Origin of the sequence: Streptomyces sp. NPDC058457, from assembly GCF_042720695.1 — a bacterium.
In the GTDB taxonomy this organism is placed as follows: Bacteria; Actinomycetota; Actinomycetes; order Streptomycetales; family Streptomycetaceae; genus Streptomyces.
In genome coordinates, this window is the sequence record NZ_JBHXLU010000034.1 from 30864 (window position 1) to 46038 (window position 15175).

At 71.1% G+C, this 15175-nt stretch carries 11 protein-coding genes; 5 read left to right on the plus strand and 6 right to left on the minus strand.

Annotated elements, in window-relative coordinates; genetic code table 11:
* The first annotated feature begins 144 nt into the window (after positions 1–144).
* Positions 145–1425: an HRDC domain-containing protein gene (locus ACFWPS_RS25745; protein ID WP_383708526.1), complete on the plus strand. Its 1281-nt coding sequence runs from the start codon at positions 145–147 to the stop codon at positions 1423–1425.
* A gap of 40 nt (positions 1426–1465) precedes the next feature.
* On the opposite strand, the gene ACFWPS_RS25750 is transcribed toward ACFWPS_RS25745, so the two are convergent.
* Positions 1466–2197, minus strand: coding sequence for a TetR family transcriptional regulator (locus ACFWPS_RS25750; RefSeq protein ID WP_383708527.1), 732 nt, complete (start codon positions 2195–2197; stop codon positions 1466–1468).
* 846 nt (positions 2198–3043) lie between these two features.
* Here ACFWPS_RS25750 and ACFWPS_RS25755 point away from each other — a divergent pair.
* The 3 genes from ACFWPS_RS25755 to ACFWPS_RS25765 all read left to right on the plus strand — a co-directional run bounded on the left by ACFWPS_RS25755 (position 3044) and on the right by ACFWPS_RS25765 (position 7824).
* Positions 3044–4057, plus strand: a complete 1014-nt coding sequence (locus ACFWPS_RS25755; RefSeq protein ID WP_383708528.1) for a hypothetical protein — start codon at positions 3044–3046, stop codon at positions 4055–4057.
* A 423-nt stretch (positions 4058–4480) separates the two neighbouring features.
* Complete coding sequence (locus ACFWPS_RS25760) at positions 4481–5698, plus strand: thiolase family protein (protein ID WP_383708529.1); 1218 nt, start codon at positions 4481–4483, stop codon at positions 5696–5698.
* Positions 5695–7824 carry a 3-hydroxyacyl-CoA dehydrogenase NAD-binding domain-containing protein gene (locus ACFWPS_RS25765; protein WP_383708530.1) on the plus strand — a complete coding sequence of 710 codons (2130 nt, stop codon included), beginning with the start codon at positions 5695–5697 and terminating at the stop codon, positions 7822–7824. Before ACFWPS_RS25760 ends, ACFWPS_RS25765 begins: the two co-directional genes overlap by 4 nt.
* Before the next feature lie 85 nt (positions 7825–7909).
* On the opposite strand, the gene ACFWPS_RS25770 is transcribed toward ACFWPS_RS25765, so the two are convergent.
* On the minus strand, positions 7910–8296 hold the full coding sequence (locus tag ACFWPS_RS25770; RefSeq protein ID WP_383708531.1) for a hypothetical protein: 387 nt from the start codon (positions 8294–8296) through the stop codon (positions 7910–7912).
* 41 nt (positions 8297–8337) lie between these two features.
* A complete protein-coding gene (locus ACFWPS_RS25775; RefSeq protein ID WP_383708532.1) occupies positions 8338–9354 on the minus strand; it encodes a hypothetical protein in 1017 nt (338 codons plus the stop codon).
* 64 nt (positions 9355–9418) lie between these two features.
* On the opposite strand from ACFWPS_RS25775, the gene ACFWPS_RS25780 reads away from it, so the two are divergent.
* The gene (locus tag ACFWPS_RS25780; RefSeq protein ID WP_383708533.1) at positions 9419–9790 is read left to right on the plus strand and encodes an NTP pyrophosphohydrolase; all 372 of its coding nucleotides are present in this window, start codon (positions 9419–9421) and stop codon (positions 9788–9790) included.
* A gap of 95 nt (positions 9791–9885) precedes the next feature.
* Here the strand turns inward: ACFWPS_RS25780 and ACFWPS_RS25785 are convergent, their stop codons facing one another.
* The 3 genes from ACFWPS_RS25785 to dxs form a co-directional block, all read right to left on the minus strand.
* Positions 9886–11337 (minus strand): ArnT family glycosyltransferase, encoded by a 1452-nt coding sequence (locus ACFWPS_RS25785; protein ID WP_383708534.1) that lies wholly within the window; start codon positions 11335–11337, stop codon positions 9886–9888.
* A 72-nt stretch (positions 11338–11409) separates the two neighbouring features.
* Positions 11410–12906, minus strand: coding sequence for an amino acid permease (locus ACFWPS_RS25790; RefSeq protein WP_383708535.1), 1497 nt, complete (start codon positions 12904–12906; stop codon positions 11410–11412).
* Between the two features lie 217 nt (positions 12907–13123).
* Complete coding sequence (dxs, locus tag ACFWPS_RS25795; protein WP_383708536.1) at positions 13124–15040, minus strand: 1-deoxy-D-xylulose-5-phosphate synthase; 1917 nt, start codon at positions 15038–15040, stop codon at positions 13124–13126.
* Positions 15041–15175 lie beyond the last annotated feature (135 nt).

Genomic DNA, 15175 nt, shown 5'->3' on the forward strand with positions numbered 1-15175 from the left:
TGTGGCCCGCGTTATTTTCTAAACCCTGGCACCCCCTTTCTTTGTTTTTTTATACCCCGGCCCTGCTTTTTTTCCTACCCCCCGGCGTCCTCTCCCTAAACTTACCTTCCCGGCACGCCGTCCACACACGGATACCCTTGACATGTGACCGACGCCCAAGACACCGCAGCAGACAGTTCACTGCGCACCACCGGGGGCACTCCTCCGGACGACGCCGGATCTTCTGTGACGGGGGCGCCCATCCCTTTGCTGGAGCCCCGTGAGGGCATTCCGCCGGTGGTCGTGGACGAGGCCGCGCTGGCCCGCGTGATCGCCGCCTTCGCCGCCGGCTCCGGCCCCGTCGCCGTCGACGCCGAGCGCGCCTCCGGCTACCGCTACGGCCAGCGCGCCTACCTCGTCCAGCTGCGCCGCGAGGGCGCCGGGACCGCACTGATCGACCCCGTCGCCTGCCCCGACCTGTCGGGCCTCGGCGAGGCGCTGGCCGGCGTCGAGTGGGTGCTGCACGCGGCCACCCAGGACCTGCCCTGCCTGCGCGAGATAGGCATGACGCCCAGCAGCCTCTTCGACACCGAGCTGGCCGGGCGGCTCGCCGGGTTCCCCCGGGTCGGGCTGGGCGCGATGGTCGAGGGCGTCCTCGGTTTCGTGCTCGAAAAGGGCCACTCCGCCGTCGACTGGTCGACCCGGCCGCTGCCCGAGCCCTGGCTGCGGTACGCGGCGCTGGACGTCGAGCTGCTCGTCGACCTGCGGGACGCCCTGGAGAAGGAGCTGGACCGGCAGGGCAAGCTGGAGTGGGCGCGGCAGGAGTTCGACGCGATCGCGGCGGCGCCGCCGGCCGAGCCGAGAAAGGACCCCTGGCGCCGGACGTCGGGGATGCACAAGGTGCGCCGGCGCCGGCAGCTCGGGGTGGTACGGGAGCTGTGGGAGACCCGGGACCGGATCGCGCAGAAGCGGGACGTGTCGCCGGGCAAGGTGCTCAGTGACACGGCGATCGTGGAGGCGGCGCTGGCGTTGCCGCCCAATGTGCACGCCCTGGCGGGGCTGAACGGCTACGGCCACCGGATGGGGCGGCGGCAGCTGGAGCAGTGGCAGGCGGCGGTGGACCGCGCCAAGGCGCTGCCGGACGCCGCGCTGCCGCAGCCGGGGCAGCCGGTCACGGGGCCGCCGCCGCCCCGGGCATGGGCCGACAAGGATCCCGCCGCCGCGGCTCGCCTGTCGGCGGCCCGGGCCGCGGTCTCCGCGCTGGCCGAGCAGCTCACCATGCCGCAGGAGAACCTGATCGCGCCGGACACCGTGCGCAGGCTCTGCTGGGAGCCGCCGAAGGCGGTCGACGCGGAGACCGTGGGAGCCGCGCTGGCGGGGTACGGCGCGCGGCCCTGGCAGGTGGAGCAGGTGACACCGGTGCTGGTGGCGGCGCTGTCCGCCTAGGCGGACGAGGCGGCGGACACCGGCACCCGGCACCCGGCACTCACATTTGGCCGTCTCCGACCGGTTCGTCCTGCGACGGTTCCGGACCGGCCTCGTCGGCCCGGCCGGCCGGGCCTTCGAGGAACGCGGTGTAGAGATGTCCGCCCCGGTTCACGGAGAAGTCGATCTCGGGCAGGAGGTCCGGGACCGCGATGGCGGTCAACAGATTGCGGTACATGCGCGAGATCCGCGCTTCGACATTCCCCAGGTGCCGGTCGACGATGTTCGAGATGAGCACCGTTCCGGCCCAGTCGCCCGCGATTTGGTAGGCCTGCTGTTCCACATCGACGAATTTCTTCAGCTCTCCGCGTCGCCGCGCTTCGGTGAGCTGCCCCGTATTGAAAGCGATCCACTCGGGCCACGGGGTTCCATAGGTCTCCGGCGCATTACTGTGGAAGGACAGTTTCCAGGCGGCCTGAAGTGCGTTCTCGCGGGAGATGCGGTAGGCCAGGATCATCCCGATGTCGACCACTTCCTGGAGCATGATCCGCTGCTCTCGCAGACCGTCCATGGACAGCGTGTCCTGCATGATGGCCGTCGCCACTTCGATCTTTCCACCCGGGAAATGCCTGTAGAAGGCCCCTTTGCTGGTCCGTGCGGCAGTGATGAGGTCGCCGACCGACGTCCCGTCGTAGCTGTCCCTCACAAAGAGCGCGCCGGCGGCGTCGAGGATTCGCTGCCTCGTGTCGATGGCGCGCTGTTGCTGACGCCGCGGTCTGCGCGGGTTGCTCATTCGATCTCGCCTTCGAGACCCATTCACGGGTTCACAGATTCACGGATTCACGAATTCACGGCCGAACAGACTTTGTCCGGAATGGCCGAGTACGCGTTAATTCGGCCTCCCGATACTACCCCGAAGATCGGACCGGGCGAGGGCCCACGGGATTGTTCGAGGGTCACGCCGGACACCGCCCGCGACCGACATTCGCTTGACGTGACCGGGCCCGAGTTCCAGACTGGGCGCCTGACAGAACAGACCGAGCGGTCCCTTCTGGCACAGGAACCATCCGAACAACCGGGACATCTCTCCCTTTACGGCGAGACATCCTGGTTGCCGTGAGCGCCTGGCCGGCCGCCCAAGCAGGGTGATTGGCGCCCGAATCCGGGAAAACGCCCCGCAGTTGAGGGATCAGCGTGCTGTTCTGCCACAACAGACGAGGGACGGAGCAGAAGAGACCACTCGGTCCGAACGAGACCCGGTGGCACAGGGGACGGAAACACCACCCAGATCACCACCCAGCCAATGCACGGGGGCGCATCGAGCGGGCGTCATGGCACACGCCTGCTCAAGGACAGTCTCAGCCAGGATCCGCGGGGCCGGCCCCCTGCCCTGGAGGACTGCCCGGGCTGCCGGCCCCCGCTTCACCGAGGGGAGTCTTCGTGCACGCACGTGGCCGTTCACAGGTGCCCGGCGAACACCGGGGCGGGCGGACGGCACCGCCGCCGGACACAGCGCGGCAGTGCCCTTTCAGACACTTTCAGCGGCCGGGCGGCGAGCCGAACCGTGGCTCCGCCCCCGTCGGCACCCGCTGACCCCGTCCAGCAGCCAGCCACCCCACCCGCTCGGGAGCCTGCCGCCATGACCACCGTCCCCTCCTTCTACGCCGCCGCGGCCGTGCTGCGGGCCGGTCCCGCCGCCGGCGCCGCGGCGGTGGTCGCCCCGTACGACGGCGGGGGCCCGTATCAGCAGGCCTTCGCCCGGCACGGCTGGCGGACCGTGGCCGTCCTCCCGGAGCACCGGCTGCGCCCGCCGGCGTACCGGAACGCGACGCTGCCCGTGGGGTACGGCGACAGGGTCGTGCACCGGGGGCTGCGGCAGACGGTCAAGGCGCTGCGGGCGCTCGGGGTGTCGGCCGTCGTCGCGGGCGGTGCCGAAGGTACCGAGCTGGCCGAGCGGATCGCCTGGCAGCTCGGACTGCCCGGGCCCGATCCGGCGTCCTCGCCGCTGCGGTACGACCGCGGCGCCCAGGCGGCCCGGCTGTCCCGGCTGGGGATCCCGGCGCTGCGGAGCATCCGCACCGCGCGTCTGGCCGACGCCGTGACCTGGGCGCGGTCCTGCCCCGCGGCCGGCTTCCTGCTTGCCCCGGCAGCCGCCGGAACCCCGGTCGACGCGGTGGAGTGCGCGGACGAACGCCGGATCGGCGCGGCCTGGCCGGCCCTGTGGCATGCGGCCGCCCAGTACTCCGGAAGCCCGCACCTGGTCCTCAGCGAGCTGCCCGGTCGCCACCGGTACACGGTCGACACCGTCACCCGCCCGGGCCCGGACGGACGGCCCGAGCACGTCGTCACCGGCCTGCGGGTGGACCTTCAGGCCGGTCCGCGCGCGCAGAGCGGCCCGTCGGCAACGGCCCTCGCGCGCTACACGACCCGGGTGCTCGACGCGCTCGGCGTGGTGTGCGGCCCGGCCACCACGCGGCTCGCGTACGGCGACGACACGGCCGGCGACGGGCCGCGGCTGATCTGCGCGCTCGCGGCGCCCGTCATGACGCCGGCCGACGGAGCACCACGGACCACGACCGGCCGCCACCGGCCCGCCGGCCTGCCGGTCCCGTGGGCCACGCCCAACAGCCCCTTCTTCCAGGACCGTTCATGACCCGGCAGCCATCCGCACGCACCCACCACCACCCGAGAGGAGCCCCTGTGCGCACACCACCCGCGCCCCGGTCCCGCCCCGCCCGCACCCGGCACCTGCTGGCCGGGAACGCCCGCATCCTGGAACTGGGCGTTGATCGAGACGGTGTCACGAAGACCGCCAGGAGGGCCCACTGCACCGCCCCGGCAAGGTCCTTACGGGGCTGCGGGTCGCGGTGGGGCATGCACGCCCAAGCGGCGGAGCCGCCTGTCGATACGGCCCCGCGCCCCTGAAGGGGCGCTCCGGCACAGGCGCCCTGCCATGTGACGTTCGCCGCTCCCTCCGTCAGGACTGGGCAGTCACGTTACTCATAAGTAGCATGGGCCTGAGCGCGCGCTCAGCGCATGCAGCAGTGCCATCCCGCACCCTGGAGGAGAGCCAATCGTGCCTCGTACCGTCAGGGATGTCGTCTTCGTCGACGGCGTCCGTACCCCGTTCGGCAAGGCGGGCCCGAAGGGCATCTACCACGAGACCCGTGCCGACGACCTCGTCGTGAAGGCGATCCGGGAGCTGCTGCGCCGCAACCCCGGGCTGGACACCAAGAAGATCGACGAGGTCGCCATCGCCGCGACCACGCAGATCGGTGACCAGGGTCTGACCATCGGCCGTACCGCGGGCATCCTCGCGGGCCTGCCGACCTCCGTGCCCGGCTACTCCATCGACCGTATGTGCGCCGGCGCCCTGACCGCCGTCACCACGGTCGCCGGTTCCGTCGCCTTCGGCGCGTACGACGTCGCCATCGCCGGCGGTGTCGAGCACATGGGCCGGCACCCGATGGGCGAGGGCGTGGACCCGAACCCGCGGTTCGTCAGCGAGAAGCTGGTCGACGAGTCGGCCCTGTTCATGGGCATGACCGCCGAGAACCTGCACGACCGCTACCCGCAGATCACCAAGCTGCGCGCGGACGAGTACGCCGTGCGCTCGCAGGAGAAGGCCGCCAAGGCGTACGCCGACGGCAAGATCCAGGCCGACCTGGTGCCGATCTCGGTGCGCCGGACGAACCCGGAAGGCGGCGAGACCGGTTGGGGTCTCGTGACGGCCGACGAGCCGATGCGCCCGGGCACGACGCTGGAGAACCTCACCGGTCTCAAGACGCCGTTCCGCGTCCACGGCCGGGTCACCGCCGGTAACGCGGCCGGTCTCAACGACGGTGCGACCGCCTCGCTCATCGCCTCCGAGGACTTCGCCCGCGAGAACAACCTGCCGGTGAAGATGCGTCTCGTGGCGTACTCCTTCGCGGGTGTCGAGCCGGAGGTCATGGGCTACGGCCCGATCCCGGCCACGGAGAAGGCCCTCGCGCAGGCGGGTCTGTCGATCTCCGACATCGGTCTCTTCGAGATCAACGAGGCCTTCGCCGTCCAGGTGCTGGCCTTCCTCGACCACTACGGCATCGCGGACGACGACGAGCGCGTCAACCAGTACGGCGGCGCCATCGCCTTCGGTCACCCGCTGGCCTCCTCGGGTGTGCGTCTGATGACGCAGCTGGCCCGCCAGTTCGAGGAGCACCCGAACGTCCGCTACGGCCTGAACACCATGTGCGTCGGCTTCGGCATGGGCGCGACGGTCATCTGGGAGAACCCGCACTTCGAGGGGGACAAGTGAGCACCACCACCGAGCTTCTGAAGCAGGCCTCGGACCTGTTCCCCGACGAGGTCGTCACGTCGGCGCACGTACGCCACTTCGACCTGCCGTCCGGGGCCGGCCGCTTCGCGCTGATCACCCTGGACAACGGCCTGGACCACACCAAGCCGACCACCTTCGGCCCGGCTTCGCTGGCGAACCTCAACACCGCCATCGACCAGGTGGAGAAGGAGGCCGCCGACGGCACGATCGTCGGTATCGGCATCACCGGCAAGCCGTTCATCTTCGCGGTCGGCGCCGACCTCAAGGGCGTAGAGCTCCTCAAGGAGCACGAGCACGCGCTGGCCATCGGCAAGGGCGGCCACGAGGTCTTCAAGCGGCTGTCGGGCCTCGCGGTGCCGACCTTCGCGTACTACAACGGTGCCGCCATGGGCGGTGGCGTCGAGGTCGGTCTGCACTGCGCGTACCGGACCGTCTCGAAGGCCATCCCGGCGTTCTCGCTGCCCGAGGTCTTCCTCGGTCTGGTCCCGGGCTGGGGCGGCTGCGCGCTGCTGCCGAACCTGATCGGCGCCGACAAGGCCGTCTCGGTGATCATCGAGAACAGCCTCAACCAGAACAAGCAGCTCAAGGGTCAGCAGGTCTTCGACCTCGGCATCGCCGACGCCGTCTTCGAGGGCGCCGACTTCCTGGAGCAGTCGCTGATCTGGACCGCCCAGGTGCTGAAGGGCGACATCGAGGTCGAGCGCCCGGTGATCGACCGCGGCGAGGCCTGGGACCAGGCCGTCGCGCGCGGCCGGTTCATCGCGGACTCCAAGGTGCACGGCGCCGCCCCGGCCGCCTACCGCGCCCTGGACATCATCGCCGCCGCCAAGAACGGCGACCTCCAGCAGGGTTACGACGCCGAGGACCTGGCGCTCGCCGACCTGATCATGGGCGGTGAACTGCGCGCCGGCATCTACGCGTTCAACCTGGTGCAGAAGCGCGGCAAGCGTCCGGCGGGTGCGCCCGACAAGAACCTGGCGCGTCCGGTCACCAAGGTGGGCGTCGTGGGCGCGGGCCTCATGGCCTCGCAGCTCGCGTTGCTCTTCCTGCGCCGCCTGGAGGTGCCGGTCGTACTGACCGACATCGACCAGGAGCGCGTCGACAAGGGTGTGGGCTACGTCCACGCCGAGATCGACAAGCTGCTCGGCAAGGGCCGTATCAACCAGGACAAGGCCAACCGCCTCAAGGCGCTGGTGACGGGTGTCCTGGACAAGGCCGAGGGCTTCGCCGACGCCGACTTCATCATCGAGGCGGTCTTCGAGGAGATCGGCGTCAAGCAGCAGGTGTTCGCGGAGGTCGAGGCGGTCGCCCCGGCGCATGCGATCCTCGCCACCAACACCTCCTCGCTGTCGGTGACGGAGATGGCGTCGAAGCTCAAGAACCCCGAGCGGGTCGTGGGCTTCCACTTCTTCAACCCGGTCGCGATCCTGCCGCTCCTTGAGATCGTCCGCGGCGAGCAGACCGACGACGCCTCCCTGGCCACGGCCTTCGCCGTCGCCAAGAAGCTGAAGAAGACCGCGGTTCTGGTCAAGGACGCCCCGGCGTTCGTCGTGAACCGTATCCTCACCCGCTTCATGGGCGAGATCCAGAACGTCATCGACGAGGGCACCCCGGTCGAGGTCGCCGAGAAGGCGGTCGAGCCGCTGGGCCTGCCGATGTCCCCGCTGGTCCTGCTGGAGCTGGTCGGTCCCGCCATCGGCCTGCACGTCTCGGAGACCCTCAACCGGGCCTTCCCTGACCGCTTCACGGTCTCCCCGAACCTCGCGGCCGTCGTCAAGGCCGGCAAGCGCGGCTTCTACGTGTACGACAGCGGGAAGCCGGAGCTGGACCCCGAGGTCGCCGCGCTGCTGAAGCAGGGCGACTCGGTCCTCAGCGAGGAGCAGGTCCGCGACCGCGTGCTCGACGCCGTCGCCCAGGAGATCGGGCTCATGCTCGACGAGGGTGTCGTCGCCGAGGCGCAGGACATCGACCTCTGCCTGATCACGGGCGCCGGCTGGCCCTTCCACCTGGGCGGCATCACGCCGTACCTGGACCGCGAGGGCGTCTCGGAGCGCGTGAACGGCAAGAAGTTCCTGGCCCCGGGCGTGGCGAGCGTCCCGGCGTAGCCGCATCCGTACGGACACGATGCTCGGCACACCGACTGGTGCGCCGGGCATCGGTGTGCCGGGGGACGCACCAGCCGCACCCGCTTCAGGCGGGCGGGGCCGCCTCCACGTGGACGACTCTCAGTTCCGTGCCGTCGCGGTCGCGGCGGGAGCGGCCCAGGATGCCGACGGCCAGGTGGGAAGGGTCCTCGGGATCGTCGCGCGGCACGAAGGTGACGACGTCCGGATGATGGCTCGTCACCAACCAGCCCTCGCCCTGGTTGAGTTCGAGCACACGGAAGTCACCCGCCGCGGTGGCGACATGCATGGGGCCGAACTCGCGGAGGATACCGACGGCCTGCTCGGCGACGTCACCGGTGGGGTGTTCGAGTACCACGCAGGTGCCGTGCTCGAACAGCACCCAGGACTTGCCGGAGCCGGTGAGCAGACGCTGCCAGGTGTCGATGAGTGTCTGGTTTTCCACGGTCGTCATCATGGCGCACGCACACCGTTCGTGACGGCCCGGAGTACGTCTCAGACCTCCTGCCAGGCCTGCAGCGCCAGCCCCGGCTCGTCCTTGCGGTGGGTGAGGAGGAGTTGGCCGGTGGACGGGGACTGGCTCGCCGCGGTCACCCGGCCCTCCGCGTCCGTGGTGAGGGCGACCGTCGCGTCCGCGGGAAGCTGCGGGCCGGACTCGGTCCACCAGGCGCCCGCCTGTTCGTCCTCGGTCGGATACGCGGCGAAGGCCACCCGGCCGCTCGCCGAGCGCTGGGCGAGCAGGGTGCAGTCGTACCCGTCGAGTTCGCAGCGGACCGCGGCGACCGGGCCGGGCCCGGCGGAGGGCAGCAGGGTGTACGGCTTGCCGCCCGGACGCCAGGCGCAGAGGTCGCCGGACTCGTCGGTGTAGTAGAGGGTCGTGCTCTCCGGCGAGGTGGCGAGGGCGGTGAGGGTGCCCGGCCGGACCGGGGTCTCCAGGGCCTCAAGGAGTACGGGCGGCTTCCCGGCCGCCTCCTGGCGCCAGTGCACGATCCCGCCGGGCACGGCCGCGTACACCTCGACCCGCCCCGACTCACCGGTCACCGCCGCGAGCCCGTCCTCGACCAGCCGCCCCTTCAGGTCCCGCCACGGTTCCCAGCCGCCCTTCGCCTTCTGGGCGACCATGCTCACCCCGCGCCCCCGGTTGCGGACGAAGACATGGGCGCGGCCCTGCGCGTCCACCGCGACGGCCGGGGAACCGGTGACGTCGCCCTTCCTGCTCGGATGGCCGATGGACTGCCAGTCCAGGGCGGCCAGATGCGGCCGGTAGTGCGTGGAGTGGACGAGACCCGACTCGCCCTGCACGGTGGGCCGCCAGGCGACCAGGTGGGCGTATCCGTCGGCCCCCTGCCCCACCGAGAAGCCGGGGTGCAGCCGCTGGTCGCCGCCCATTTTCCGGGGAGTGCCCCAGGGGCTGCCGGGGCCGCGCTCGGCCCGGCACAGCACGGCGTCGCCCGACGGCAGATAGACACTGAGCCGGCCGTCGCGGCCGCGGAGGAGCCAGTCGCCGTTCACCGCTTCACTCTAAGCGGGGCCGTTCGCGGCAGTGGCGGGGCCCCGGGCGTGCGAGGCTTGGGGCATGGAAGACGATGCTCCGCTGCTGGTGATCGTCGACGGCGCGAACGTCGTCGGGTCACGGCCGGACGGCTGGTGGCGGGACCGCAGGGGAGCCGCCGAGCGGCTGCGCGACCGGCTGGCCGAGCAGGGGCTGCCGGGCCGTCCGACCCCGGTGGAGCTGGTGCTCGTCGTCGAGGGCGCGGCCCGCGGGGTGGCCTCCGTGCCCGGGGTGCGGGTGGAGTCGGCATCCGGCAGCGGCGACGACCGGATCGTGGAGCTGGCCGCCGAGGATCCCGGCCGGCCCCGGCTCGTCGTCACCGCCGACCGTGAACTGCGGCGCCGGGTGACGGAGTTGGGCGCCGAGGTGATCGGGCCGAGCGCCCTGCTGCACTGAGCGCTCCGCTGGTTGGGCAGTTCGTTCACCGCGGGCCGGTGGGGGCTGGTCGCGCCCGCGCGGCGGAGCCGCATATGAATACAGCCCCGCGCCCCTTACGGGGCGCTCGGCGCCCTGACATACAGCACCGCGCCGTCCACCTCGCCCGCCTGCTCGTACCCGGCCGCGAGCAGCCGGCGCAGGCTGGGGACGCGGTCGGGACCGTACGGCTTGCCCCGGGAGTCGTCGATCACCAGGGCCGGCGCCCGGTCGGCCAGCTCCGCGCGGAAGACCGGCCAGGTGCCCTCGACGGCGTACTTCTCGCCGACCTGCGGGCCGTCCCGGCCGCCGCTGAAGTTGGTGAGGAGGCCGGCGGTGAGGTAGCGGGTGGCGGGGGTGCGGTCGGCGAGCCAGTACGTCTCCGGGTGTATGCCCCAGACCAGGACCCGGTCGCCGGGAGCGGTACGGCGGTCGAGGGTGAGCGCCAGCCGCTGGGCGTGCGCGAGTTCGGGCCGGGGGGCCAGGACGCCCCAGGTCAGGAACAGGGCGCAGGCGCAGGCCGAGGCGAGGACCGCGGCCGAGGTCCGTTCCCACGGCAGGATCTGCAGCGCTGCCGTGGCCAACAGCGCCAGGGGCGGGGTGAGTTGCAGGAAGTAGTGGCCGAAGAAGTGGAAGCCGAGGGTGACGGCGACCGCCGACGCGGCCAGCCACAGCCACAGGTCGCCGGCGCCGGTGCGGGCGATGCGCAGGGCCCGCACGATGGGCGGGAGCAGGCCGGCCGAGGCCGCGCCGAGGATCGCGGTGTTGGTCAACGCCCGCGCCAGGACATGGAGTTCGGAGCCGGTGAAGGAGGCGTAGGCACCGGAGCCGGTGACCGTCCAGAAGGCGAAGCCCGCCGGGTCGGTGGCCAGGGCCACGCCCAGCACGGGCAGGGCAGCGCCGGCCGCCAGTCTGAGCAGGCCCGCGCGCGGGCCGCCGTACCGGTTGAGCAGATAGAGCACCGGCAGCAGGACCGCACCGCCGGTCTGTTTGGTGAGGAAGGCACAGGCGACGGCGGCACCGGCCGCTCCCCAGCGGCGGCGGTCGGCGCACCACATCGCGGCGGCCGTGCAGGGCAGCATGAACACCTCGAAGGTGGCCGCCTGCGCGTCCTCGGGGTTGAGCCCGACCGAGACCAGCAGGTACAGCGCCCCGGCGGTACGCCCCGCGCGGTCGCCCCAGCGCCGCCGGGCGATCGACGCGAGCAGTACGGCGGTGGCCAGCTGGGCCAGCACGGCGAAAACCCGGACCGGGGTGAGCGACCCGGACCCGAAGACCGCGAACGTCCCCTCGTACAGCCACGGCAGCAGCGGCGGCTTGCGGTCCACGACCGTCTCGTACAGCTGCCCGCCGCGCGCCAGCAGGCGTGCCTGGACGGCGAGATAGCCCTCGTCCGGGTTCCACAGCGGCCGGACGAAGGACGGCACCCGGGTCACACAGGCCAGGACGGCGAGCAGCGGCAGCAGCCGCGTCCAGTACCCCTTCCCTGCGACTACGGACGGTGGCGGGGCAAGGGGCACGAGAAGCATGGGGAGCACGCTATCCGGCCCCGCAGTCCCACCCGGACGGGACATACGGGGCCGGAGTGGCGAGCCTGCCGGTCACGGAGTGTCGGCGGGGGTCCGCTCGGCCTGGGCGAGGCGGCTGTGCGAGCGGCCGTAGAGGAAGTAGACGAAGAAACCGATGACCATCCAGATGGCGAACCGCAGCCAGGTCTCGGCGGGCAGGTTGAGCATCAGCCACAGCGAGGCCAGCACGGACACGATCGGCAGCACCGGCACCCAGGGGGTGCGGAAGGACCGCTCCAGGTCGGGCCGGGTGTTGCGCAGGATGACCACACTGATAGCGACGACGATGAAGGCGAAGAGCGTGCCGATGTTCACGAGCTCGGCGAGTTCGCTGAGACTGGTGAAGCCGGCGACGATCGCGATGACGACGCCGAGGAGGATGGTCGGCCGGTACGGCGTGCGGAACTTCGGGTGGGTGTGCGAGAAGAAGCGGGGCAGCAGTCCGTCCCGGCTCATCGCGAAGAACACCCGGGACTGGCCGAGCAGCAGGATCATGCACACGGTGGTGAGGCCGACGGCGGCGCCGAAGCTGATCAGGCCGGCGAACCAGGGGTGCCCGGTGGCCTTGAACGCGTCCGCCAGCGGGGCGTCCACGGACAGTTCGCTGTACTTCTGCATGCCGGTCACCACGACCGCCACGGCGACGTACAGCAAGGTGCAGATGATGAGGGAGCCGATGATGCCGCGCGGCACGTCACGCTGGGGGTTGCGGGTCTCCTCGGCGGCGGTGGCGACGACGTCGAAGCCGATGAAGGCGAAGAAGACGACCGACGCGGCGGTGAAGATGCCCATCACGCCGAAGTTGGAGGGCGCCCAGCCGAACATCAGCTGGATCAGCGGGGCCTTGAGGTTGCCGCCCGCCGGCACGGGCTCCTTGGGCGGGATGAAGGGGCTGTAGTTGCCGCTGTGGATGAAGAAGGCGCCCGCGATGATGACGACCAGGACGACGGCCACCTTGATGGCGACCACGACCGAGGTGACCCGGGCGGAGAGCTTCATGCCGACGACGAGGATCGCGGTGAGCACGAGGACCAGGGCGGCGGCGAGGATGTCGAAGCCGAAGCCGTGGGCGCCGTCGCGGCCGCTGAGGTACCCGGGCAGATGCCAGCCGGCGTTGTCGAGCAGCGAGTGGATGTACCCCGACCAGCCGACGGCGACCACCGCGGTGCCCAGCGCCAGCTCAAGGACCAGGTCCCAGCCGATGATCCAGGCGGGGAACTCGCCGAGGGATGCGTACGAGAAGGTGTACGCCGAACCGGCGACCGGGACGGTGGAGGCGAACTCGGCGTAGCAGAGTGCGGCGAGGCCGCAGACGACGCCGGCCACGACGAAGGAGAGGGCGACAGCGGGCCCCGCGGTGTTCTTGGCGGCCGTGCCGGTCAGGACGAAGATGCCGGTGCCGATGATGACACCCACGCCGAAGACCGTGAGGTCCAGGGCCGACAGCGACTTCTTGAGCGCGTGCTCCGGTTCCTCGGTGTCCTTGATGGACTGTTCGACGTTCTTGGTCCTGAAGAGCGTACTGCTCACGTGCCTACCTCCCACGTTTGTCGTCCTCGACATGATCGAGAGGGCCGGGGGGGGTGCGTTTGCCCCGGCAAGGGCAGGTTCACGCAAATGGGTCGGTTTCGCCACTTGGAGGAGTGGTGAAACCGACCCATCGGGGTGGTGCGGGTTTGGTGGGGGGTGCGGGCCCGGTGGGGGCTCAGCGCGCAGTTCCCCGCGCCCCTTTCAGGGGCGCTGCACCTCAGTCTCTTGCAGGCTCCACGGAGCTGACATCCGCCGGCTGACCGTCCAGCTTCGCCACCAGGCCCGTGACCTGGCGGGCGATGTCCGGGGCCGTGAGGCCGATCTCCGCCATGACCTCGGCCCTCGACGCGTGGTCCAGGAAGCGGGGCGGGATGCCGAAGTCGCGCAGCGGTACGTCCACGCCCGCGTCACGCAGGGCCTGTGCGACGGCGGAGCCCACGCCGCCGACGCGGATGTTGTCCTCCACGGTCACGACCACCCGGTGGCGCTCGGCCAGCGGTGCCATGGCCTCGTCCACCGGCTTGACCCAGCGCGGGTCGACCACGGTCGTCGAGATGCCCTGCTTGTCGAGGAGGCCGGCGATCTCCAGGCACATGGGAGCGAGGGCGCCCACGGAGACCAGGAGCACGTCAGGGGTGTCGGTGCCGGGCTCGCGGAGCACGTCCATGCCGCCGACCTTGCCGACGGCGGCCACGGCGGGGCCGACCGCGCCCTTCGAGAAACGGACGACCGTCGGGGCGTCGTCGACCTCGACGGCCTCGCGGAGCTGGGCGCGGACCTGGTCGGCGTCGCGCGGGGCGGCGAGCCTGAGGCCGGGGACGACCTGGAGGATCGACATGTCCCACATGCCGTTGTGGGAGGCGCCGTCGGTGCCGGTGACGCCGGCCCGGTCCAGGACGAACGTCACTCCGCACCTGTGCAGGGCCACGTCCATCAGCACCTGGTCGAAGGCGCGGTTGAGGAAGGTGGCGTACACGGCGAAGACGGGGCGCAGGCCGGCCGTGGCGAGGCCCGCCGCGGAGACGGCGCCGTGCTGCTCGGCGATGCCGACGTCGTAGATGCGGTCCGGGAAGGTGTCCGCGAACTTCTTCAGGCCGACCGGCTGGAGCATGGCCGCCGTGATGGCGACGATGTCCTCGCGCTCCCTGCCGAGCTTCACCATCTCGTCGCCGAAGACGGAGGTCCAGTCGGCGCCGGAGGCCTTGACCGGCAGGCCGGTGTCGGGGTGGATGGGGCCGATGCCGTGGAAGCGGTCGGCCTCGTCCTGGAGGGCGGGCTGGTAGCCGCGGCCCTTCTCGGTGAGGCAGTGCACGATCACCGGGCCGCCGAACCGTTTGGCCCGGGCGAGGGCCGACTCCAGGGCCTCCATGTCGTGGCCGTCGATCGGGCCGACGTACTTCAGGCCCAGGTCCTCGAACATGCCCTGCGGGGCGATGAAGTCCTTCAGCCCCTTCTTGGCGCCGTGCAGGGTGTCGTAGAGCGGCCTTCCGACGACCGGGGTGCGCTCCAGCAGGTCCTTGCCCCGGGCCAGGAACCGCTCGTACCCGTCCGTCGTGCGCAGGGTGGCCAGGTGGTTGGCGAGGCCGCCGATGGTCGGGGCGTACGACCGTTCGTTGTCGTTGACGACGATGACCAGCGGGCGGTCCTTGGCGTCGGCGATGTTGTTCAGCGCCTCCCAGGCCATGCCGCCGGTGAGGGCGCCGTCACCGATCACGGCGACGACGTGGCTGTCGCGTTCGAGCAGCTGGTTGCCCTTGGCGATGCCGTCGGCCCAGCCGAGGACCGTGGAGGCGTGGCTGTTCTCGATGACGTCGTGCTCGGACTCGGCCTGCGAGGGGTAGCCGGACAGGCCGCCCTTCTGCTTCAGCCGGGAGAAGTCCTGGCGGCCGGTGAGCAGCTTGTGCACGTAGGACTGGTGGCCGGTGTCCCACAGCACCTTGTCCTTCGGGGAGTCGAAGACGCGGTGCAGGGCGATGGTGAGCTCGACCACGCCCAGGTTGGGACCAAGGTGTCCGCCGGTCTTGGAGACCGCTTCCACGAGGAAGGTCCGGATCTCCTCTGCCAGCTGGACCAGCTCCTCGGGGCTGAGCCGGTCCAGATCGCGCGGTCCCCTGATACGGGTCAGCAGCGGCACCCGTGCCTCCTTGCAGTAGAGCTGATCGAGCTGTTGCCGGGCCTGTCGAGTCTAATGTTCCGCCCGGGCGGCCGACGCGCGGGCTGTACGTCATACGTCACGCGAACGGCCGTACCCATCGAGAGCCCTTCCTAT

What these genes read in the sequence shown, in the direction of transcription:
- ACFWPS_RS25755 (WP_383708528.1), top strand. Translation starts at nt 3,044, where the DNA reads ATGACCACCGTCCCCTCCTTCTACGCCGCCGCGGCCGTGCTGCGGGCC.
- ACFWPS_RS25750 (WP_383708527.1), bottom strand. Translation starts at nt 2,197, where the DNA reads ATGAGCAACCCGCGCAGACCGCGGCGTCAGCAACAGCGCGCCATCGAC.
- ACFWPS_RS25780 (WP_383708533.1), top strand. Translation starts at nt 9,419, where the DNA reads ATGGAAGACGATGCTCCGCTGCTGGTGATCGTCGACGGCGCGAACGTC.
- ACFWPS_RS25785 (WP_383708534.1), bottom strand. Translation starts at nt 11,337, where the DNA reads ATGCTTCTCGTGCCCCTTGCCCCGCCACCGTCCGTAGTCGCAGGGAAG.
- ACFWPS_RS25770 (WP_383708531.1), bottom strand. Translation starts at nt 8,296, where the DNA reads ATGACGACCGTGGAAAACCAGACACTCATCGACACCTGGCAGCGTCTG.